This window comes from Pseudomonas sp. Irchel s3f19, from assembly GCF_900187555.1.
Taxonomy (GTDB): Bacteria; Pseudomonadota; Gammaproteobacteria; order Pseudomonadales; family Pseudomonadaceae; genus Aquipseudomonas; species Aquipseudomonas capeferrum.
The window spans coordinates 626,071-646,516 of sequence record NZ_FYDW01000003.1 but is presented as its reverse complement, the minus strand read 5'-3'; the positions used below and the strand labels follow the sequence as shown (position 1 = coordinate 646,516).

24 protein-coding genes and 1 riboswitch are annotated in these 20,446 nt (G+C 64.4%); of the genes, 5 read left to right on the top strand and 19 right to left on the bottom strand.

The annotated features are described in order from the left end of the window. Positions 1-163: 163 nt before the first annotated feature. From CKW22_RS10920 to CKW22_RS10910, 3 genes are all read left to right on the top strand, one after another. Positions 164-388: a hypothetical protein gene (locus tag CKW22_RS10920; protein ID WP_033700783.1), complete on the top strand. Its 225-nt coding sequence runs from the start codon at positions 164-166 to the stop codon at positions 386-388. A gap of 249 nt (positions 389-637) precedes the next feature. After that, entirely contained in the window at positions 638-1,120 is a 483-nt protein-coding gene (locus CKW22_RS10915; protein ID WP_047581696.1) for a hypothetical protein, read from the top strand. Positions 1,121-1,266: 146 nt separating this feature from the next. Further along, on the top strand, positions 1,267-2,532 hold the full coding sequence (locus CKW22_RS10910) for an OmpP1/FadL family transporter (RefSeq protein ID WP_033700786.1): 1,266 nt from the start codon (positions 1,267-1,269) through the stop codon (positions 2,530-2,532). A gap of 41 nt (positions 2,533-2,573) precedes the next feature. Here CKW22_RS10910 and CKW22_RS10905 read toward each other — a convergent pair whose 3' ends face one another. Next, positions 2,574-3,503, bottom strand: coding sequence for a LysR family transcriptional regulator (locus CKW22_RS10905; RefSeq protein ID WP_033700787.1), 930 nt, complete (start codon positions 3,501-3,503; stop codon positions 2,574-2,576). Positions 3,504-3,618: 115 nt separating this feature from the next. Between CKW22_RS10905 and CKW22_RS10900 the strand changes: the two genes are divergently transcribed. Beyond that, positions 3,619-3,879: a DUF2798 domain-containing protein gene (locus CKW22_RS10900; RefSeq protein ID WP_033700788.1), complete on the top strand. Its 261-nt coding sequence runs from the start codon at positions 3,619-3,621 to the stop codon at positions 3,877-3,879. 15 nt (positions 3,880-3,894) lie between these two features. On the opposite strand, the gene CKW22_RS10895 is transcribed toward CKW22_RS10900, so the two are convergent. The 15 genes from CKW22_RS10895 to cobO all read right to left on the bottom strand — a co-directional run bounded on the left by CKW22_RS10895 (position 3,895) and on the right by cobO (position 16,397). After that, a complete protein-coding gene (locus CKW22_RS10895) occupies positions 3,895-4,446 on the bottom strand; it encodes a glutathione peroxidase (RefSeq protein WP_033700789.1) in 552 nt (183 codons plus the stop codon). Positions 4,447-4,492: 46 nt separating this feature from the next. Next, entirely contained in the window at positions 4,493-4,615 is a 123-nt protein-coding gene (locus CKW22_RS27800) for a hypothetical protein (protein WP_077068591.1), read from the bottom strand. Beyond that, positions 4,612-5,814 carry an MFS transporter gene (locus CKW22_RS10890; protein WP_033700791.1) on the bottom strand — a complete coding sequence of 401 codons (1,203 nt, stop codon included), beginning with the start codon at positions 5,812-5,814 and terminating at the stop codon, positions 4,612-4,614. The genes CKW22_RS27800 and CKW22_RS10890 overlap by 4 nt, the downstream gene beginning before the upstream one ends. Positions 5,815-5,876: 62 nt before the next feature. Then, positions 5,877-6,281: a MarR family winged helix-turn-helix transcriptional regulator gene (locus CKW22_RS10885; protein WP_047581691.1), complete on the bottom strand. Its 405-nt coding sequence runs from the start codon at positions 6,279-6,281 to the stop codon at positions 5,877-5,879. Between the two features lie 60 nt (positions 6,282-6,341). Next, on the bottom strand, positions 6,342-7,523 hold the full coding sequence (locus tag CKW22_RS10880) for a glycoside hydrolase family 5 protein (RefSeq protein ID WP_050506129.1): 1,182 nt from the start codon (positions 7,521-7,523) through the stop codon (positions 6,342-6,344). A 108-nt stretch (positions 7,524-7,631) separates the two neighbouring features. Then, positions 7,632-8,366, bottom strand: coding sequence for an adenosylcobinamide-GDP ribazoletransferase (locus tag CKW22_RS10875; RefSeq protein WP_095064099.1), 735 nt, complete (start codon positions 8,364-8,366; stop codon positions 7,632-7,634). Between the two features lies 1 nt (position 8,367). Beyond that, the gene (locus CKW22_RS10870) at positions 8,368-8,934 is read right to left on the bottom strand and encodes a histidine phosphatase family protein (RefSeq protein ID WP_033700794.1); all 567 of its coding nucleotides are present in this window, start codon (positions 8,932-8,934) and stop codon (positions 8,368-8,370) included. After that, positions 8,931-9,986, bottom strand: a complete 1,056-nt coding sequence (gene cobT / locus CKW22_RS10865; protein WP_095064098.1) for a nicotinate-nucleotide--dimethylbenzimidazole phosphoribosyltransferase — start codon at positions 9,984-9,986, stop codon at positions 8,931-8,933. The genes CKW22_RS10870 and cobT overlap by 4 nt, the downstream gene beginning before the upstream one ends. After that, complete coding sequence (cobU, locus tag CKW22_RS10860; RefSeq protein WP_033700796.1) at positions 9,983-10,504, bottom strand: bifunctional adenosylcobinamide kinase/adenosylcobinamide-phosphate guanylyltransferase; 522 nt, start codon at positions 10,502-10,504, stop codon at positions 9,983-9,985. Before cobU ends, cobT begins: the two co-directional genes overlap by 4 nt. Before the next feature lies 1 nt (position 10,505). Further along, positions 10,506-11,960, bottom strand: coding sequence for a cobyric acid synthase (locus CKW22_RS10855; protein WP_047581685.1), 1,455 nt, complete (start codon positions 11,958-11,960; stop codon positions 10,506-10,508). Next, positions 11,957-12,949, bottom strand: coding sequence for a threonine-phosphate decarboxylase CobD (gene cobD / locus CKW22_RS10850; RefSeq protein WP_095064097.1), 993 nt, complete (start codon positions 12,947-12,949; stop codon positions 11,957-11,959). The genes CKW22_RS10855 and cobD overlap by 4 nt, the downstream gene beginning before the upstream one ends. Further along, the gene (gene cbiB, locus CKW22_RS10845; protein ID WP_033700800.1) at positions 12,942-13,850 is read right to left on the bottom strand and encodes an adenosylcobinamide-phosphate synthase CbiB; all 909 of its coding nucleotides are present in this window, start codon (positions 13,848-13,850) and stop codon (positions 12,942-12,944) included. Before cbiB ends, cobD begins: the two co-directional genes overlap by 8 nt. Further along, positions 13,847-14,497, bottom strand: a complete 651-nt coding sequence (gene bluB / locus CKW22_RS10840) for a 5,6-dimethylbenzimidazole synthase (RefSeq protein WP_033700801.1) — start codon at positions 14,495-14,497, stop codon at positions 13,847-13,849. The genes cbiB and bluB overlap by 4 nt, the downstream gene beginning before the upstream one ends. Then, the gene (locus CKW22_RS10835) at positions 14,494-15,789 is read right to left on the bottom strand and encodes a cobyrinate a,c-diamide synthase (RefSeq protein WP_033700802.1); all 1,296 of its coding nucleotides are present in this window, start codon (positions 15,787-15,789) and stop codon (positions 14,494-14,496) included. Before CKW22_RS10835 ends, bluB begins: the two co-directional genes overlap by 4 nt. After that, entirely contained in the window at positions 15,786-16,397 is a 612-nt protein-coding gene (gene cobO, locus CKW22_RS10830; protein ID WP_095064096.1) for a cob(I)yrinic acid a,c-diamide adenosyltransferase, read from the bottom strand. Before cobO ends, CKW22_RS10835 begins: the two co-directional genes overlap by 4 nt. A gap of 119 nt (positions 16,398-16,516) precedes the next feature. Continuing rightward, a riboswitch (cobalamin riboswitch) is annotated at positions 16,517-16,739 on the bottom strand. Between the two features lie 160 nt (positions 16,740-16,899). On the opposite strand from cobO, the gene CKW22_RS10825 reads away from it, so the two are divergent. Next, the gene (locus CKW22_RS10825; RefSeq protein WP_047581681.1) at positions 16,900-18,216 is read left to right on the top strand and encodes a sorbosone dehydrogenase family protein; all 1,317 of its coding nucleotides are present in this window, start codon (positions 16,900-16,902) and stop codon (positions 18,214-18,216) included. 40 nt (positions 18,217-18,256) lie between these two features. Here CKW22_RS10825 and CKW22_RS10820 read toward each other — a convergent pair whose 3' ends face one another. The 3 genes from CKW22_RS10820 to hda all read right to left on the bottom strand — a co-directional run bounded on the left by CKW22_RS10820 (position 18,257) and on the right by hda (position 20,408). Next, positions 18,257-18,793: an NlpC/P60 family protein gene (locus CKW22_RS10820; protein WP_033700806.1), complete on the bottom strand. Its 537-nt coding sequence runs from the start codon at positions 18,791-18,793 to the stop codon at positions 18,257-18,259. Positions 18,794-18,931: 138 nt separating this feature from the next. After that, positions 18,932-19,573 (bottom strand): C40 family peptidase, encoded by a 642-nt coding sequence (locus tag CKW22_RS10815; protein WP_033700807.1) that lies wholly within the window; start codon positions 19,571-19,573, stop codon positions 18,932-18,934. A gap of 127 nt (positions 19,574-19,700) precedes the next feature. Beyond that, a complete protein-coding gene (hda, locus tag CKW22_RS10810) occupies positions 19,701-20,408 on the bottom strand; it encodes a DnaA regulatory inactivator Hda (RefSeq protein WP_027595859.1) in 708 nt (235 codons plus the stop codon). Between the last annotated feature and the right edge of the window lie 38 nt (positions 20,409-20,446).

The window sequence follows — 20,446 nt, the reverse complement described above, 5'->3', positions numbered from 1 at the left end:
TGAAGTACCTACCAGTCAGCCCAAGCGCCCACTATTTGATTGCGCTCCCTCTGACTGCTTTGTTCCAGTCAGGTTCGTTCGTCCCTTAATAAAGGCGTCACTGGAACGTTTCTATCATGCACGGATCATATCCTCCGTGTTTAAAGCAGGAACCTCCAATAATATGCAAACTCATCCGCACATTCAGGCTGCCATTGGCACCCTCTCCCAGGCCTTCTCGCCGTTGAAGTGCCTTATCGTTGCCCCTCGCAAGGGCAGCTTCAGCTTTACCCTGGTGGACGAACACGGCGTCGCCTGCCACACCGAACGCCTGTACGCCGATCAGTACAGCCGCAAGGAACCCCTGCAGGCGGTAATCGCCCGGACGCGTCAGTCGCTCACTGCGTGAGCGGCGAATACCTCGGTATTCAAGCGCTGAATCGCTATTTCGACACCCTGCCCGATCGTTCTTGGCGTAATTGCCGCACGGCATATAGCCAAGGACGTCAGGCAGCAATTGATTTAAAAACAGCTCTTTACACCACGATTATCACACTACACTTCAACTCGAGCGGTGCTAACCGCTTCCGGCGGGCCTGATCATTCACCAGCTGCCAAGCTCCAGCGCCCGTCCGGCCCTTACTTGCTCGAGGGCATTATGGGTATCGCTGCGAATGAATTGTGTCTGTATGTTATCCGGCCAACCCTGGTCTACCTGAACCGTCACTGCCCTAGCGCCGAAGCGTTGTTGCTGGGCATTGCCGCCAGCCAGTCGGCACTCGGCTCAGCCTTGCACGACCGACGTGGCCATGGCCTCTACCGCATCGGCGAAACCCGCCACCAGGCGCTCTGGGACGAGTATCTCGCCCGCGATCCGGACCTCGCCAGCCTGGTCCGTGGCCTGGCCAGCCAACACGCCTTTCTCGGCGGCCCCCACCTGGAACTCACGGTAAACCTGCGCTACTCCACCGCCATTGCCTGGATGCTTGTCGAAGCCCAAGCCACGGCGCTGCCGGCGGCTGACGACCTGCTGGGCCTGGCGCGTATCTGGCGGCAGGTTTTCCACCCCCAGGGTCGCCTGCGCGACTTCACTCAAGCCTGGCACACCTGCATAGATCAGAGATTGCCTCAGGCATCTTAGGAAACGCCCTACAGCATTACTGGAAAAAATGGAATTTTGGTCGGATTGTCCTACAAAACCGCTCTATCTCCTGTGATTGAGGCTATAGCGCGGCGCGCGATTTGTTGGTAGCTTTTCGCCCCGGAGATCCCAAGGAGTTTCTAATAATGAAAAAAGTAATGCTCAAAACCTCCCTCGGCGTAGCCGTTGCGCTTGCTTCCAGCCAACTGCTCGCCAGCGGCTTCGCCCTGAACGAACAGAGCATCAGCAGCATGGGGACAGGTTTCGCGGGACGTTCTTCTTCTGCCGATGATGCCAGCACCGTGTTTGGCAACCCGGCCGGCATGTCCCGCCTCAAACGCGAACAGATCACCGTGGGCGGCGCCGCCGTCATCGCCAAGTCCGATATCTCGGGCCGTGGCAGTAACCTCGGGGGGGAAACCGACGGTGACATGGTGCCGCTGGTCGGCGTACCGATGGGGTACTACGTCAAGCCGATCGATGATCACTGGAGCGTCGGTTTCGGCGTGTACGTGCCCTTCGGCCTGGTGACCGACTACGGCAGCGACGATGCCGCCCGCTACTGGGGCAAAAAGAGCCACGTCGAGGTCGTGACCTTCCAGCCAACCATCAGCTACGCCTTCAACGACAAGGTCTCGATCGGTTTCGGCCCAACCATCAACCGCATCAAGGGTGAACTGGGTTCGAGCCTGATCAACCCGTTCACCCCTGGCCGCAACGATGGTGAAGTGAAGATCAAGGGCGACGACACCGCCGTGGGTTACAACATCGGTATCCTGGTCCAGGCCACCGACAGCACCCGCATCGGCCTGACCTACCACTCGATGGTCGACTACAAGCTCGAAGGCAAGACCCGCGTCAGCACCCCGCTGATCGGGCCGTTCAACGGTAACAAGTTCGACGCCACCCTGAAGATCAAGACGCCAGAGTCCGTCGACCTTTCGGTCACCCACGAACTCGACGACCAGTGGACCCTGTACGCAGGCAGCACCTGGACCCGCTGGAGCCGCCTGAAAGACATCACCGTGCAAAACGATGTGCCAGCGCCGCTGGCCGGTTCCGCGTTCCAGACCATCACCGAAGAGCAGAACTGGCACGACACCTGGGCACACGCCATCGGCGCGTCCTACAAGGTCAACAAGGAGTGGGTGCTGCGTACCGGCTTCACCGTCGACCAGTCGCCAACCAACAACCACGACCGCTCACCGCGCATCCCGACTGGCGATCGCAAGGTGTTCAGCCTGGGTGCGGGTTGGAGCCCGAACGAAGACATGACCATCGACGTGGCCTACTCCTACCTGTGGGAGGAAGACACCAAGGTCAACCAGGTCAGCGCGACCAAAGGCAGCTACCAGGCCAAGTACGAGAACAGCGCTCACGGCGTCGGTGCCTCCCTTACCTACCGCTTCTGAGTCATCCCGCGCATGGAGAAACCGCCCTTGTGGCGGTTTTTTCATGCCTGGACCTGCCAGCTGTCACCCAGGCATTCGCGCAGGTAGTCCGTGAAGGCACGTACCTTGGCGGTCATGGCGAAACGATCAGCCAGGCACAGGTAGATATCCATCGGCTCGGTCTGGGCATAGGCCTGGCCGCTGTCGCTGTATTCGAACAAAGGCACCAGTTCGCCCGTGGCCAGGTAAGGCTGAACGATGAAGGCTGCCAGCCGGGTGATCCCGCCGTCGTGAAGCGCCATCTGGGTCAGGGCATCGATATCGTCGCTGATCAGCACGGTGCCAAACTCCGCCTCGAAACGCATGCCGTCGCGCATGAAGCCCCACCGCAGGAAGCGGCCATCCACCGGGTAACGGAACACCAGGCAGCGGTGCTCGCGCAGGGCTTCGGGCGTGGCAGGTACACCGGCGCTGGCCAAGTAACCGGGCGAGGCGCAGCAAATGAAGGGGATACGCGCGATGTGCCTGGCCAGCAGTTGGTCTTCCAATTGCGGGGCGATGCGCAGGCTGACATCCACATCTTCGCGCGCATGGTTGACCCGCCGATCAGTCGTTACCAACTCTATCGAAAGCTGCGGATAACGGGCACTGAATGCTGGGATCAACGGCGCCAGCACATGGCGACCGAAGGCCGAGGTCGACGCAATGCACAGCCGGCCCTGGGGCTCACTGTCGGGCGTGGTGACGGCCAGCTCGGCCTGGGCCAGATCACGCTCTACCTGCCTGACCCGCTCGTAATAGAGCGTACCCGCCGGCGTCAGCGCCATGCTGCGCGTGGTACGGCTGAGCAAGCGTACCTGCAGATGCGCTTCAAGCCGTGCCAGGTTCTGGCTCACTGCCGCCGGGCTTAGCCCCAGGTTGCGTGCACCTGCAGCGATGCTACCGGCTTCGACCACCTTGATGAAGCTGCGAATGGCATTAAGCAGGTCCATGTTGCGCCCTTTGGATTCGTAAGAATCTCTTTATAAAGAACTCAACCACGGTGGTCTACAAGCCCTGCAGAGGTGATTGCTAACCTGCGCCCTCACTTACTGTTCTGGAGTTCGCATGAACGACCTGTCCCCGACACGCAGCCGGCGCAAACTGCGCCCCAGCGCCACACCCTACGTTTTCGCGTTCTACATGTCATCGATCATGGCGCTGTTGATGTGCTTTGTGATCACGGCCGCCAATGCTGGGGTGAATCCGCAGTACCTGGGCAATGTGCTGAAGGCTTACCAACTGGCCATGCCGGTGGCGTTTGTCTGCGTGTTGATGGTCAGGCCGCTGGTGGTGCGGCTGGTGGCGATCACTGTTCACCCTCATTGAATCGAAGGAAAAGCACTACGGCTGCGATGCGATGGCCTTCTCGATCGCAGCCCTGAAGGCGGGGTCATCCGGCTTGGTCAGGCTGGAAAAATTGCCGATCACCTTGCCCTTGCGGTCAACCACATACTTGTAGAAGTTCCACTTCGGCGCACTGCTCTGGTTTGCCAGCTCGCTGAACAGCGGTATCGCATCCTTGCCGCGTACCGCCTGGGCCTTGGTCATGGTGAAGGTCACGCCATAATTGGCGTAGCAGACGTTGGCAATTTTTTCGCTATCGGGGTCTTCCTGCTTGAAGTCATTGGAGGGTACACCGAGCATCTCCAGCCCCTGCTCGTGGTACGCCTTGTACGTTGCCTCCAACCCCTCGAACTGCGGCGCGAACCCGCAATAGCTGGCCGTATTGACCACCACCAGCGGCTTGCCGGCAAAGCGCTGACACAGGTCGACCTGCCCCTTGCCACGCAACTCCGGCAGGCTGCCCTGCAACAAGGCGGGGCAATCCGCAGCCCAGCTCGACGTGGCGGCAAGCAGGCCCAGCACAGGCACCATCAACCAATGTGCACGCATCGTTCGTTTCTCCGGCAAGACAATCCATGAACTTGCAGGGTAGCGCCTAACAAACGCTCATGCCCAGTTGCATCAACGCCAACCCACCCTTGTGCCACCCCCACCCTACCAGCGCCAGCAGAGCGACAGCGGCAGCGGCCAGCAGCCCCTGGGCCAGGTAGCGGTTCATGCGGCCTGGGCCTGCAGGCGGGCGACCGGGCGCTCACGTACTGGCCAGCTGAGCGCCGCAGCCAGCAGGCTGAGCAGTACCGAAATCTGCCAGACCAGGTCGTAGTTGCCCGTGCGGTCATACACCACCCCGCCCAGCCAGCCACCCAGGAAGGCGCCCAACTGGTGGAACAGGAACACGATACCGCCCAGCATCGACAGGTTGCGCACGCCGAACAACGTCGCCACCGTGCCATTGGTCAGCGGTACGGTAGACAACCAGAGCAAGCCCATGGCGATGCCGAACAGGTAGGCACTGACCTGGGTCACGGGCGCCCAGAGGAACAACACGATCACCACCGCGCGCAGCAGATACAACCCAGTGAGCAAGCGCGGCTTGGACATGCGCCCACCCAGCCAGCCGGCGGTGAAGGTGCCGACGATGTTGAACAAGCCAACCAGTGCCAGCACCGTTGTGCCCGTGGTGGCTGCCAGGTGCTGATCGACCAGGTAGGCCGGCAGGTGCACCCCGATGAACACCACCTGGAAGCCGCAAACGAAGAAACCCAGCGCCAGCAACCAGAACCCCGAATGCGAGCAGGCCTCACGCAAGGCCTGGCCCAGGGTCTGCTCAGCGCCATGGCTAGGCAACGGGCGGTCGCGCAACATGCCGACCAGCGGCACGATCAATGCCACCAGCAGGCCCAACACCAGCAGCGCAGTGGACCAGCCCAGCCACTCAATCAGGCCAAGCGTGCCTGGCAACATGGCGAACTGGCCGAATGAACCGGCAGCACTGGCAATCCCCATCGCCATGCTGCGTTTCTCGGCAGGCACGGCGCGCCCGACCACACCCAGGATGACCGAGAATGAGGTGCCGGAAAGGCCGATGCCGATCAGCAGCCCGGCACTCAACGACAACGACCAGGGCGAATCGGCCATGCCCATCAGGATCAACCCGACGGCGTACAGGATGCCGCCGATGATCACCACCCGCGCCGCACCCAGGCGGTCGGCCAAGGCACCGGCGAACGGCTGCGCCAACCCCCACACCAGGTTCTGCAAGGCGATGGCGAAGGCGAACACCCCACGCCCCCAGCCAAAGTCGGCGCTCATCGGCCCCAGAAACAGGCCAAAACCGTGTCGCACACCCAAGGACAGCGCCAGAATCAGCGCTGCCCCCATCAGTACCCACCCGCTGGTTCGCCACACCGAAGTCATTGTCGTTATCTCCAGCACATCGCAAGGTTTACGGGTATATACCCGTTTATAGTCGTATCACTTCAGGCCAGCTGTTCCAGCAAACGTACCAACTCATCGCGCTGCCCAACACCCAGGCGCTCGACCAGCAGCTCCTGAGCCTGCTCCCAGGCCGGGTAAGCCGCCTGCAACAGCGCCTTGCCTGGCTCGGTCAGCAGCACCACACGGTTGCGCTGGTCGTCGCCGCCTGCCAAGGCCACCAGGCCATCGGCTTCCAGCACGCGCAAGTTGCGCCCCAAGGTGCTGCGCTCAAGGCCCATGGCCTCGGCCAAGCTGGTAATGCTGGGGCGGTCGAGGCGCTGCAAGTGGCGCAACAGGGAAAACTGGGCGACATTGACGCCGAAGCCGGCAAGGGCCTCGTCATAATGCCGGCTCACCCCACGGGCGGCTCGACGTAAATGGGTGCAGATGCATTCACTGGTCAACATGGATACGTGTATATACCCGCGTCATGAGTGTTGCAAGAAATTTCAACTATCAGCGAAAGGTCATTCAGGCTTCAGGCGTTTGCTGATCGGCTCGAATTCCGCCGTAGCCTTGCGTGCCAGAGGGTCCCGCGCGCCCTGATCAATGGCTTGCCAGTAGCGCCACGGCACCTTGGCACTGCCCAGCTCGTAGTCCATGCCATCCCAACTGTCTTCACGGAAGCTGTAGAACGCCCAATGCAACTTGTTGCTATCCAGCACCGTGAGCACGTCTTCCAGGTAGCGCTGGCAGCCTGGCAACCGGCGCATGCAACCGAACTCCCCCACCACCAGGCGTGAGCGTGGCACGTGCATCGCTTCGCTCCAGGCCAGCGGTTGTTGCAGGTATTGCTGCACACGCTGGCCATCCCACTGCTGCGTCAGCCCGGCGAACGGTACAGGGCCGGGGTAGGCAAAGGGTTGCTTGCGCGTCATGTTCGGCGCACTGGTGGCGGAATAGGGTTCGTACATGTGTACGCTGTACAGCACCCGGCTGTCTGTCAGCGGCGCGGGCCAGTAACCAAAAGCATCGGCGGCGGCATACCAGCCTGCATCGACCATGATCGGTGTGTCTGGGTCCTGCTCACGGATGGCCGCCACCAATTGCTCATACAGCGCTGGCAAGTCGCGGGCGCTACCCTGCGCTTGTGCATACCAGCGCTTCATCTGCTCAGGGGCAGCATGTTCGGCCAGACCGCCCTGTTTTTCAGGCGCAGGTTCATTGATCAGGTTGTAGGCCGCGATGGCGGGATGGTCCTTCAATTCACGCGCCAGGTCCCGCCAGAACGCAGCGGCCTGCGACCAGTAGCGTTTGTCTTGCCAGAGGCGGTCGTCGAACTGGCCCTGGTTGTTCTGCGACCAACGCATGCCAGGCAGGGAAAGGGGGGCAATGACGACCTTGAGCCCGGCCCGATGAGCACGGTCGAGCACAGCCCGCAGCTGCACCAGATCGGTTGCGGCCAGGCCTTGATAGTCATCAGCGCTACCCAGCAGGAAGTCGCGCTGCGCCGGCTGCCACTTGTCATAAGACAGCCGAACCCAGGTAGCGCCATAGGCACGCAAGGCATTGAAGTAGGCTTGGTCGGGAGCCAGCCGATTGAAACTGTTGCCGCCGTGGCGGGGCGTATTCCAGAAGCTGATCAGATCAGCAGCGGTGACGGGCAAGGCGAGAAAAGCAAACAGGCTGGCAAAGATCCAGTGGCGCATAAGGGGCCTCCCTGGCCGCGTGAATGGGAGGCCGATGATAAGCCCAAGTCCATGATGGGCGTGGCTGCGGTTACGTTGCTGGAAGTTTCTTCGCCCTGCTGCAGTCGCTCAGAGAGCGAGTGCCAGCCCCACCACCACGGTCAGCTCCAGCAACTCCAGCATCGCCCCGGCGGTATCGCCGGTCGTGCCACCCAGACGCCGGCACATGACGTGCCGCAGCCAGGCGAACACGCCCAGCACCGCCACCAGTACCCAGATCACGGGCCAACCACCAACGGCAAGGCACAAGACGGCGCTACCCAACAAGACCCACCCGGCAGCAGCACGTGGCAAATGCTCGGCCAGCGCCTGCCCCAACCCCCCGGGCCTTACGTAAGGCGTGCAGAGGAACAAGCCAAGCATCGCCGCCCGGCCAACCACCGGCGCCAGGATCAGGTCCCCCCCCACCCTATGCTCGACCAATGCCCACAAGGCGCAGAATTTCAACAGCAGCACCAGCACCAGGGTCACCACGGCAATCGGTCCGCTGCGGGGGTCCTTCATGATCTGCAGCGTGCGTTCACGGTCACCGAAACCACCGAGCCAGGCATCGGCGCTGTCGGCCAAGCCGTCCAGGTGCAGTGCGCCACTGAGCAACACCCAGAGCGTCAGCAGCAGCGCTGCATGCAGGGCCGTGGGCGCGCCGTGCAGAAGATCGCTGGCCAGCCACAGCAGCAGGCCGAACAGCAACCCTACCAGGGGGTAGCACAACAGCGAGCGGCCCACCTGGCGTGGCTCGGGCATACCGGGCAAGCGCACCGGCAGGCTGCTGAGGAACTGCAAGGCAATCCAGAACGCCAGCATGTCAGTGCGCCTCGGCCCATTGGCCGTCGTCACGCAGCACCAGGCGGACCAATGCGCCGTGGGCAACCTCCACCTGCAGCAAGTGCTCCCTGGGCATGCCACGCGCCCGGGCCAGCAAAAGGCGCATCACGCCGCCGTGGGTGACCAGCAGCACACGCTTGCCGGCATGCTGCTGGCCCAGGCGCTCGACGCCAGCCAGAACGCGCTCGGCAAACGCCTCGACCGGCTCACCGTTGGGCGGCGTACACGCGTAAGGGTCGGACCAGAAACGCCCCAGGGCGTCGGCCTGGTCTTCCATGATCTGCGCCGCGCTGCGCCCTTCCCAATCACCGAAATGCAGCTCCTGCAGACCCGCCTCGCGCTGTACCGGCAGGTGTAGCCGTGCCCCCAACTCGTCGGCAAACCGTGCACAACGCTGCAAGGGCGAGCTGACCAGCACTTGCCATGGGCCAGCCTCGGCGACGGCGTCACGCATCTGCGCCCAGCCCTTTTCGGTCAGGGCATCGTCAAGGCTGCCACGCAGGCCACCTTGCTCCGTTTCGCCGTGGCGCAGCAGGTCGAGGATCATGCCGGGCGGTCCGCCACGGCGGCCTCGGCAAACGTCGCCATCTGCCCGTGCAGTGCGCAGGCCAGGCGCAACAAAGGCACCGCCAGGGCGGCACCGCTGCCCTCACCCAGGCGCAGGCCCAGCGCCAGCAGCGGTTCGGCCTGCAGTGCTTCGAGCAGGGCCTTGTGCCCTGGCTCCGCGCCTTGGTGGGCAAACAGCAGCCATGCCCGGCACTGCGGGTTGAGGCGCACCGCCACCAATGCGGCGACACTGCAGATGAAGCCGTCCACCAGCACCGCGATACCCTCTTGCGCGCAGGCGATGTAGGCGCCGGCCAAGGCGGCGATCTCGAAACCGCCAACGCATGCCAGCGCCTGCAGCGGGTCGTCAGCGCGCAGACCATGCAGGATCAGCGCACGCTCGATGACTTCGGCCTTGTGCCGCACACCGGCGGTGTCCAAGCCAGTGCCTGGGCCGCTCAGCTCACGGGCCGGGCAACCCAGCAGGTTGCTGGCCAGGGCGGCGGCGGCGGTGGTGTTGCCGATGCCCATTTCGCCGCCGATGAACAACTGCGCACCCTGTGCGGCCGCCCGCAGGGCGCTGTCACGGCCCGCCTCAAGCGCGGCATGCAACTGGCGCTCGGTCATCGCGGGCTGGCGGGCGAAGTTGGCGGTGCCGGCGCCCAGGCGCAAATGCCTCACGCCGGGCAGCTCCAGCGTAGGGTCGATGGTACCGAGGTCGACCACGTCCAGGCTGGCGTGCAGCTGGCGGGCCAGCACGCTGATCGCCGCGCCACCGCCGACGAAGTTGCGCAGCATCTGCCCGGTCACCGCTTGCGGGTAGGCTGAAATGCCTTCCTCGACCACGCCGTGGTCACCGGCGAAAATGGTGATGGCCAGCTGGTCCAGTGCGGGCCGCTCACGGCCTTGCAGGCCCGCCAGGTGCACAGCCAGGCCTTCCAGCTGGCCGAGCGAACCGGCAGGCTTGGTCAGCTGCTGCTGACGGGCGCGGGCCTGGTCCATGGCGGCGTTGTCGAGGGGTTGGCAGGCGTCACGCCACCAGGCTTGAGTCATAGTGCAGGTCCTTTGAGCATAAGGGGCAGGCCAGCCACGGTCAGTACCACGCGCTGACAGCGCTCGGCAACGGCCTGGTGCAACCAGCCGGCCTGGTCGACATAGCGCCGGGTCAGTTCGCCCATGGGCACCACACCCAGGCCGGTTTCGTTGCTGACCAGAATGAGGGTACCCGGCAACTGCTCAAGGCAGTCGAGCAGCGCATCACGCTCCTCGGCCAGGCGCTGGTCGTCGTCGAGCATCAGCAGGTTGGTCAGCCACAGGGTCAGGCAATCCACCAGCAGGCAACGCCCTGCGGCTGCTTCGCGGCGCAGCACGGCAGCCAGCGCCAGGGGCTCTTCAATCAGCCCCCAGTCGGCAGGCCGGCGCTGGCGATGCAGGCGCACGCGTTCGTTCATTTCGCCGTCCAGCGGCTCGCTGGTGGCGATGTAGGTCACCGGCAGGCCGCTGTCGCTGGCCAACTGTTCGGCCAGGCGGCTCTTGCCGGAGCGCGCGCCACCAAGGATCAGGTTGCGCATTTCAGGCGACTCCACACAGTGTGCGCAGGTGCGCGGTGTCCAAGTGCTTTTCCACCAGGTCCGCCAGGCGCTCGATATCACGTTCGCGCAGGGCCTGGTAGTCGATGGTCTGTGCGTCCGCCAGCCCGGCCCAGCGCAACAGCGCGGCGCACGACTCGCTGCCTTCGAACAGGCCATGCAGGTACGTGGCGAGGACCTGCCCGTCGGCACTGATGGCACCGTCGCAGCGCCCCTCATCAAGCTGCACGGCAGGCTGTTCCAAGGCCGCGCCTTGGGTAACGCCGGCATGGATTTCGTAGCCGGACACCGGCGCCTGTTCCAGGCTCAAGGTACCGGTGACGTTGCGCAGTTGCTTGTCGGCCTCCAGCACCGTGGCGTATTCGAGCAGCCCCAGCCCTGGGCTGGAGCCCGCCGGCCCTTCCAGCCCCAGCGGGTCGTGCACCTGCGCCCCGAGCATCTGCAAACCGCCGCAGATACCAATCAGCTTGCCGCCGTAGCGCAAGTGGCGGGCAATGGCGGTATCCCAGCCGCGCTCGCGCAGCTGCGCCAGGTCGCCACGCACGCTTTTCGAGCCGGGCAGGATGATCAGGTCCGCAGGCGGTATCGGTTGGCCTGGCCCGATGAATTGCAGGTCGACCTGTGGGTGCAGGCGCAGCGGGTCGAAGTCGGTGTGGTTGCTGATGCGCGGCAACACCGGCACGATCACCTTCAATACACGCTCATGCTTGGCTGCCTGGCGTACATCTATGCCGTCCTCGGCCTCCAAGTGCAGGTCGGTGACATACGGCAACACGCCCAGCACCGGCTTGCCGGTGCGCGCTTCCAGCCAGTCCAGGCCCGGCTGAAGCAGGGCGATATCACCGCGAAAGCGGTTGATGACAAAGCCCTTGACCCGTGCCTGCTCACTCGGCGACAGCAATTCTAGGGTGCCGACAAGGTGCGCGAAGACCCCGCCCCGATTGATATCGGCCACCAGAATCACTGGGCAGTCCACCGCTTCGGCAAAGCCCATGTTGGCGATGTCGCCGGCACGCAGGTTGATCTCCGCAGGCGAGCCTGCACCTTCGACCATGACCACCGGGTACGCAGCACTCAGGCGCTGGTGCGAGGCCAGCACGGCCTGCATGGCGGTGGCCTTGTAGTCGTGATAGGCCACTGCATTCATGCTGGTGACCGCGCGCCCGTGGATGATCACCTGGGCGCCGGTGTCGCTGTTGGGCTTGAGCAGCACCGGGTTCATGTCAGTGTGCGGCGCCAGCCGGCAAGCCTGGGCCTGCACGGCCTGGGCCCGGCCAATTTCGCCACCGTCTGCGGTCACCGCGCTGTTGAGCGCCATGTTCTGCGGCTTGAACGGCACCACGCCGACGCCCTGGCGCAGCAGCCAGCGGCACAACGCGGTCACCAGCGTGCTCTTGCCGGCATCGGAGGTGGTGCCTTGCACCATGAGCGTGGTCATGCCGTTTCCTTTTGATAGTCGGCCAGGGCCTGGGCCAGGCGTTGTTCGTCCGCAGCGCAGGCAGGCAAGCCCAGGCGCACGGCGGCCGGCAGCGCGAACAGGCGAACCAGGATGCCGTGCCGGGCGAGAAAGTCATGCAGGTGCGCGGCACGTTCGCTGCGCACGTACTGGAACAGGTCGCAGCCACCGCTCGGGGCCAGGCCGGTGCTGCGCAACAAGGCCGCGAGCCGCTGGCTGCTGGCGGCGCAGCGGTCGATCTGCAACAGGTGGGCGGTGTGGTCGGCAAAACAGGCCTGAGCCAGCACCCGCGTCGGGCCACTGACAGTCCAAGGGCCAAGCAGCTCTGCCAGGCGCTGCAGCAGGCTTGCTTGAGCCGCCACGAAGCCCAGCCGGACACCGGCCAGGCCAAAGAACTTGCCAAACGAACGCAGCACGATCAGGCCTGGCCGCTCGGCGCAGTCGACCACGCTATGAGCGGGGGTGTTGTCCATGAACGCTTCGTCGACCACAAGCCAGCCTCCGCGGGCTGCCAGGCGGCCATGCCAGTCGAACAGGCGCTCGCGGCTGACCTGGCGGCCGGTCGGGTTGTTGGGGTTGACCAGCACCAGCACATCGAGGCTGTCGAGCGCGCCCTCGACCTCGGCTTCATCCAGCTCCAGCAACTGATGCCCTGCCCGCTGCCAGGCGTGCGGATGCTCGGCGTAGCAAGGGGTCAGCACGCCGACCCGGCCAGCCGGGCGCAACAACGGCAAGGCCTGGATCGCGGCCTGCGAGCCGGCTACCGGCAGTAGCTGGCGAGTGCCGTAATACTGCCGCGCGGCCTCTTCCAGGCCGTCTTCGGTTTCCGGCAGGCGCGCCCAGGCGTCGAGGGGAATCGGCGGGATCGGGTAAGACCAAGGGGCGATGCCGCTGGACAGGTCAAGCCAATGTTCACGCGCGATGCCGTATTGATGCACCGCACGCAGCAGACGACCACCGTGTTCAAGCATTCCAGTAAGCCCCCAGGCAAATCACCAGTACCCACAGCCACACACCCCGCTGCACCAGGCTCCAGCCGCGCTCGATGGCGTCGGCATCGGCCATCGGCCCTTCGCCCAGGCGCGGCCGCTCGTGCAGCTCACCGTGGTACACCGCCGGGCCGCCAAGTTCGACCGCCAGCGCGCCGGCACCGGCTGCCATCACCGGGCCTGCGTTGGGGCTGTCCCACAGTGGCCCCTGGTTGCGCCAGCAGGCCAGGGCCAGGCGAGTCTTGCCGAGCAGCGCGTAGGTCAGCGCCACCAGCCTTGCGGGAATATAGTTGAGCACATCGTCGATACGCGCCGCGCACCAGCCAAACCGCTCGAAACGCTCGTTGCGATAGCCCCACATGGCATCCAGGGTATTGCTCAGCCGGTACAACACCACACCGGGCGCGCCAGCCAGCACAAACCAGAACAGCGCGGCAAAAACGGCATCGCTGCCGTTCTCCAGCACCGACTCGGTGGCTGCCCGGGCCACGGCGGGCTCGTCCAGCTCGCGGGTTTCGCGGCTGACCAGGTAGCCGACCCGCCGCCGTGCCTCTTCCAGGTCGCCTTGGCGCAACGCGTTGGCCACCGGCAACACATGCTCGCCAAGGCTGCGCAGCCCCAGGGCGCAATACAGCGCCAGCACGTCCACCAGCCAGCCGATGTACGGCAGCCAGGACAGGATCAATGCGACCAGGGTCAGCGGCACCACGGCAATGAACCAGGCGCTCACCCCGTGGCTGCGCCAACCGCGCCCGCCAGCGTTCAGGCGGCGCTCCAGGTTGGCGGCCATGTTGCCGAACGCCACCAGTGGATGACGCCGTTGCGGCTCGCCCAGCAAGGCATCCAGGGCCACCCCGGCCACGGTCAGCAAGGCAACGCTCATGGCCGCTCTCCCCATTGGTTGTGATACAGCATGTCACTCAAGGGGCGTTGTTCGGCCCAGTTTTCCTGCACCAGCATTGGCGCCGGATAGAATTCGGTCACAGGCCCCAGGCACAGCACGGCCACCGGCTTGGCGCCGGCAGGCATGCCCAGCAGCTCGGCCAGGGCCAGCGGGTCGAACAACGACACCCAGCCCATCCCCAGGCCTTCGGCTCGCGCCGCCAGCCACAGGTTCTGGATGGCGCAGGCCAGCGAGGCGAGGTCCATTTCCGGCAAGGTGCGACGGCCGAAGATGTGCGGCTCGCGCTGGTCCATCAAGGCGGCCACCAGCAGCTCAGCACAATCGTTGATGCCTTCGACCTTGAGGGCCATGAACGCATCGGACCGTTCACCCAGGGCATCGGCGGTGCGTACCCGCTCCTCCTCGACCAGCGCCTGGATGCGCTCGCGCAGGCCACGCTGGGTGATACGGATGAACCGCCAGGGCTGCATCAGCCCGACGCTGGGGGCCTGATGCGCCGCGGCCAACAGGCGACCAAGCAGCGCCGGGGCCACCTCGCCACCGGCAAAATGACGCATGTCGCGGCGCTCGCCGATGGCCCGGTACACGGCGGCGCGCTCGGCGTCGCTGAAAGCGTGTTGGCTCATGGTCGCAGCAGCGCCGCCGCCGCGTCAGGGTTGGAGGGGAAGTAGAAGTGCACGTAGGATGCCGTCAGACGTCCCAGGCGATACACCGCCTCGTTGCCACGCCCGCCGTTGGGGCTCAGGCCACGGGCGATCGGTGTCAGCTCGGTGCTGGTCAGGGAGTGGTGGTAGGTATGCCCACGCAGGGTACCTTCCGGCAGCTCCACGGCCTGCAAGGCCAGGGCTGCAAGGCGTTTCTGCATGGTCGCCTCGCCCGCCAGCAAACCGAGCAGTTCGGCACGCTCCCCCGCCACATCGGTCAGTGCGTCGAGCAGGTAGAGCATGCCGCCGCATTCGGCCAACAAGGGCTTGCCCTGCCCGTGATGGTCACGGATCGCCGCGCACATGGCAGTATTGGCCGCCAACGCGTGGTGGTGCAGTTCGGGGTAGCCGCCCGGCAGGTAAAGGCTGTCCACGGTTGGCAGTTCACGGTCATGCAGTGGCGAGAAAAACACCAGTTGCGCGCCTAGGTTGCGCAGCAGGTCGAGGTTGGCACCATAGGTGAACGCAAACGCCTCGTCCCGGGCCACGCCAATGCGCACACCGGCCAATGACACGGCGGCCGGCTGTGGCTCGGGCTCGGCAAACGCCACCGGCGGGGGTAAAGCAGCATCGCAACTGGCACCCAGCGCCTCGGCCGCAGCATCCAGGCGGGCATCCAGGTCGTTCAGTTCGCTGGCCTGGACCAACCCCAAGTGACGGCTGGGCAGTTCGATACCGCGTTCACGCGACAGGCCGCCATACCAGCGCAACCCCTCGGTCAGGCTGCCTTCGAGCAGCTGCGCATGGCGCAGGCTGCCGACCCGGTTGGCCAGCACACCGGCAAACGGCAGGTCGGTCTGGTAACGCGCCAGCCCCAGGGCCAGGGCGCCAAAGGTCTGGGCCATGGCCGTGCCGTCGATTACCGCCAGCACCGGCACGCCGAAGTGGCGCGCCAGGTCCGCGCTCGACGGCGTACCGTCGAACAGCCCCATGACCCCTTCGATCAGGATCAGGTCGGCCTCCCCGGCTGCGTCCCACAGCAGGCGGCGGCTTTCCTGGGCGCCGATCATCCACAGGTCGAGCTGGTAGACCGGCGCGCCGCTGGCACGTTCGAGGATCATCGGGTCGAGAAAGTCGGGCCCGCATTTGAACACCCGGACCTTGCGCCCAAGGTTGCGGTGCAGGCGGGCCAAGGCGGCGGTGACGGTGGTCTTGCCCTGGCCGGAAGCCGGCGCTGCAATCAATACCGCCGGGCAGTGTCGCATCTGAGTCACAGTTCGACGCCTTTCTGCGCACGGATACCCGCCTGGAAGGCGTGCTTGAGCATGCCCATCTCGGTGACGGTGTCGGCCAGCTCGATCATTTCAGGCTTGGCCGCGCGACCGGTGACGATCACGTGCTGCATCGGCGGGCGGGCCTGGATGTCGGACAGCACCTGGTCGAGGTCGAGGTAACCATGCTTGAGGGCGATATTGAGTTCATCGAGCACCACGAACTGCACGGTCGGGTCCTGCAGCAGCTGGCGCGACACCGCCCAAGCGGCCTCAGCGGCGGCGATGTCACGCTGGCGGTCCTGGGTCTCCCAGGTAAAGCCTTCGCCCATCACGTGATAACGCACCTGCTCGGGAAAACGCCGGAAGAACAGCTCTTCGCCAGTGCTGTTGCGGCCTTTGATGAACTGCACCACGCCGCACTGCATGCCATGGCCCAGGGCACGGGCGAGCATGCCGAAAGCTGAGCTGCTCTTGCCCTTGCCATTGCCCGTCAGCACCAGCAGCAGGCCGCATTCGTTGGGGGAATTGGCGATACGCTCGTCGATGATCGCCTTTTTGCGCTGCATGCGCGCCAAGTGGCGTTCGTCGCGTTCGGTGGGTTCGCTCATCAGGGGTCTCCGCAGGCTGACGCCACGCGAAAGGCGGCGACAGGTCGATAGGCAGGCAGACACAGAGCGCGCAGGAGCAGTGGCCGTAGGCCACGGTGCACCGCGCATCACCCTCCGTGATGCCGTTGGCTGTATCAGGCCGGTCTCCGGGCTTGCGAGCGGGCCTTGGCCCGGGCCTGCGCGCCTTCCCGGATGCTGGCATCCAGTGGCTGTGCGCGACCTTTGACTCACCTACCGTTGCGGGGGCAGCGCCGGAATCGCGCCTTTGCTGGCGCCCACCGGCTTCCCAGTTTCACCCTGCTCAGACGAGGCTGGCAGGGCACCTGAAACACGCCGCGAAGGTTAGAGGGTTGGGGCGGGAGCGTCAATCGAACGGGGCGCAGGAACGAAGATAACCACTGAGCATGGCCTTGCGCAGCCGGGTGTTGTTCGCCCCGGGCTGAACCAGTCATGTTGCGCCGTGCTCTGAATAATGAAAGATCATCTCCTGAGGGCATTGAACATGCGCCACATCGGCTACGTCTTACCCTGGGCGATCAGTGCCTGCCTGGTGGGCTGCGGCGACACAGCACTGTTGAACGTCAGCGAAGGCAGTGGCCCCTCGCCGCAGTTGCCAGAACCCCATGCAACGCTGATTCCGACCATCAACATCGCCCCTGCCATCGGCTGGCCGGACGGCGGCAAGCCCAAGGCTGCAACGGGCACGCAGGTAGCGGCCTTCGCCGACAAACTCGACCACCCTCGCTGGCTCTATGTACTGCCCAACGGTGACGTGCTGGTAGCCGAAACCAACGCGCCGCCAAAACCCGAGGACGGCAAAGGCCTGCGTGGCTGGGCCATGGGCAAGGCGATGAAACGTGCCGGCGCCGCTGTACCCAGCGCCAACCGCATCACCCTGCTGCGCGATGCCGATCATGATGGCGTCGCAGAAATTCGCAGTACCTTCCTGGAAGGCCTGAATTCCCCATTCGGGATGGCGTTGGTGGGCAAGGACTTCTATGTGGCCGACACCGACAAGCTGCTGCGTTTTCACTACGAGCCCGGGGCCATGCAGATACGCGACAAGGGCCAGCAGGTGGTCGAGCTACCGGGCGGGCCGCTCAACCATCACTGGACCAAGAACGTGATCGCCAGCCCAGATGGCAAGAAACTCTACGTGACGGTTGGCTCCAACAGCAATGTGGGGGAAAACGGCCTGGACAAGGAACAAGGGCGGGCGGCGATCTGGGAGGTGGACCCGGCCAGCGGCCAGCAGCGTTTGTACGCCAGCGGCCTGCGCAACCCCAATGGCCTGGCCTGGGAGCCACACAGCGGCGCACTGTGGACGGCAGTCAACGAGCGTGACGAAATCGGTAGCGACCTGGTGCCGGACTACATTACCTCGGTCAAGGACGGCGGCTTCTATGGTTGGCCCTACAGCTACTACGGCCAGCACGTAGACCAGCGGGTCCAGCCACAGGCGCCGCAAAAGGTCGCCCAGGCACTGGTGCCGGACTATGCCGTCGGCCCGCACACGGCTTCACTGGGGCTGACGTTCGCCGAGCCAGGTGTACTGCCAGCGCCTTTCGGGCAAGGCGCATTCGTGGGCCAGCACGGGTCATGGAATCGCAAGCCACACAGTGGCTACAAGGTGATTTTCGTGCCGTTCGACAGTGCCGGCAAGCCTGTCGGCAAGCCCGTCGACCTGCTCACCGGGTTTCTGGATGGCAATGGCAAGGCCATGGGCCGGCCGGTGGGCGTGATCAACGATCAGCGCGGTGGGGTGCTGGTGGCAGATGACGTGGGCAATATGATCTGGCGGGTGAGCGCTGCGCGGTAACGGTGAGTCAAGGCGGCCTTGCCGGGCCGCCTTCAGGCGATCAGGGGTTTTGCGCCAGATGCCCCTGGGGAATCACCCGCTTGGCCTGCAGGTAAGCCTTGGCCCAGTAACTGTTGGACAGGTAGTCCAGACGCACCGTGCCACCGGTGGACGGTGCGTGCACGAAACGCCCCTCCCCCACGTAGATGCCGGCATGGCTGACCTGCGACCCGCCGCTGGTGGCAAAGAACACCAGGTCACCTGACTGCAGCGCCTTCGCATCCACGGTCGGCGCACGCATGACGATCATCTCCCGCGTCGAGCGCGGCAAGCTGATGCCAGCGGCATCCCGATAGACATACTTGATCAGGCCACTGCAATCGAACCCGGAGTCAGGCGTATTGCCACCCCATCGGTAAGGCGTGCCCACCAGCCCGATCGCGCGGATCAACACGTCGTCGGCAATCGGCGAAGCATCAGGCAGTTGGCTGTAGGAGACCTGCGGCTTGACCACAGGGGCCGGCGCAGGCGCGCGGCTGGAGCAGGCAGCAAGCAATGCCACCAGGGAGAGGAATGCGAAGCGCGCCATCATTACCATGGCCAGAACATCCTGTCTGAGACCGCTGGACCGCAGCCGAAAAGTGTTGAGAATTTAGATTAGACGCTTTCTGTAAATGCGCACGGCGGCGAGCTTTTTTAAAGCATCGCCGCCGTGGCACGGTACATCATCGGGGTATCAGTTGCGCGCGATGTTGGTCGGCGCCATCGCCAAGGCTCGCTTGGCTTCGATGAAGGTCTTGCTCCAGTAGCGATCACCGAGGCTGTCGATGCGCACACCACCGCTGCGGCGGCTGCTGGAGTGGATGAACTGGTTGTCACCCAAGTAGATGCCGGCATGGCTGACCCGGCCGCGGCCATTGGTGCTGAAGAACAGCAGGTCGCCTGGCTTGAGCTTGTTACGGGCCACTTTCGGGGCATCGACGTTGATCATTTCACGCGTCGAACGCGGCAAGGTCATGCCGGCTTCTTCGCGGAACAGGTAACCGATGAAGCCGCTGCAATCGAAGCCTGACTTCTCCGAGGTACCACCGAAGCGGTAGCGGGTGCCGATCAACGCCATGCCGCGCTCGAGAATGCTGTCAGCCAGAACCGGCAGCTGATAAGGCTTGCTGTTGCTGGAGAAGGCCGCCAGATCATCTTCGGTGGCCAGCTCTTCCGGTTCGCCGAATACGGACGAAGGCGAGGCTTTGGCCTTGAACGCCGATTGGGCGTCGATCGGGGTGTGATCCTGGGGCTGGGATACCGGGCCTTGGGCCGCGCAGCCGAAAAGCAGGGTCACGAGTGCGAGGGGCACGAGGGGTGCGAAGCGCTTTAGCATGGGCACGACCGTGTCTGTAATCCTTTAGAAGGGGGAAACTATGCCCTCTATCATGGCCATTTGCAAATTTTATCGAAAAAGATGTGACTTTTTCGTTTTGCCGCTCTAGCCCAGGATTTTCAGGGGCTTACCAGCCCAAGGTTTCTTTCAGGAAAGGGATGGTCAGCTTGCGCTGCGCCTGCAGCGATGCCTGGTCGAGGCGTTCGAGCAGATCGAACAGTGCGCTCATGCTGCGGGTACCGCGGGTAAGGATGAAATGCCCGACCTCATCGGTGAGGTGCAGGCCACGGCGCGAGGCACGCAACTGCAAGGCACGCAGCTTGTCTTCATCGGACATGCCACGCATCTGGAAGATCAGTGCCAGAGTCAGCCGCGACTTGAGGTCGGCGAGCTTGATGGGCAGCTCGCGCGGCGAGCTGGAGGCCGCCAGCAGCAAACGACGGCCACTGTCACGCAGGCGATTGAACAGGTGGAACATGGCCTCTTCCCAGTCGGCCTTGCCAGCAATTACATGCAGGTCGTCAATGCACACCAGCTCGTACTGTTCGAGGTGATCGAGCAATTCGACACCGCGCTCGAGCAGTTGCGCCAACGGCAAGTAAACGGCGGGTTCGCCCAACTGCTGGAAGCGGTGGGTGGCGGCCTGCAACAGGTGGGTGCGGCCGACACCCTGCTTGCCCCACAGGTAGATGAGGCTCTCGGTCCAGCCGGCGTCAGCTTCGCATAGGCGCTCGACGTAGCCCAATGCCGCAGCATTGGCGCCCGGATAGTAGTTGATGAAGGTGGCGTCATCGCGCAGGCGCACACCCAGGGGCAACTGGATCGGTGGTTTCATGCTCGCGGGCGGTCGCTGGGACCACAGGGGGCCTTTGG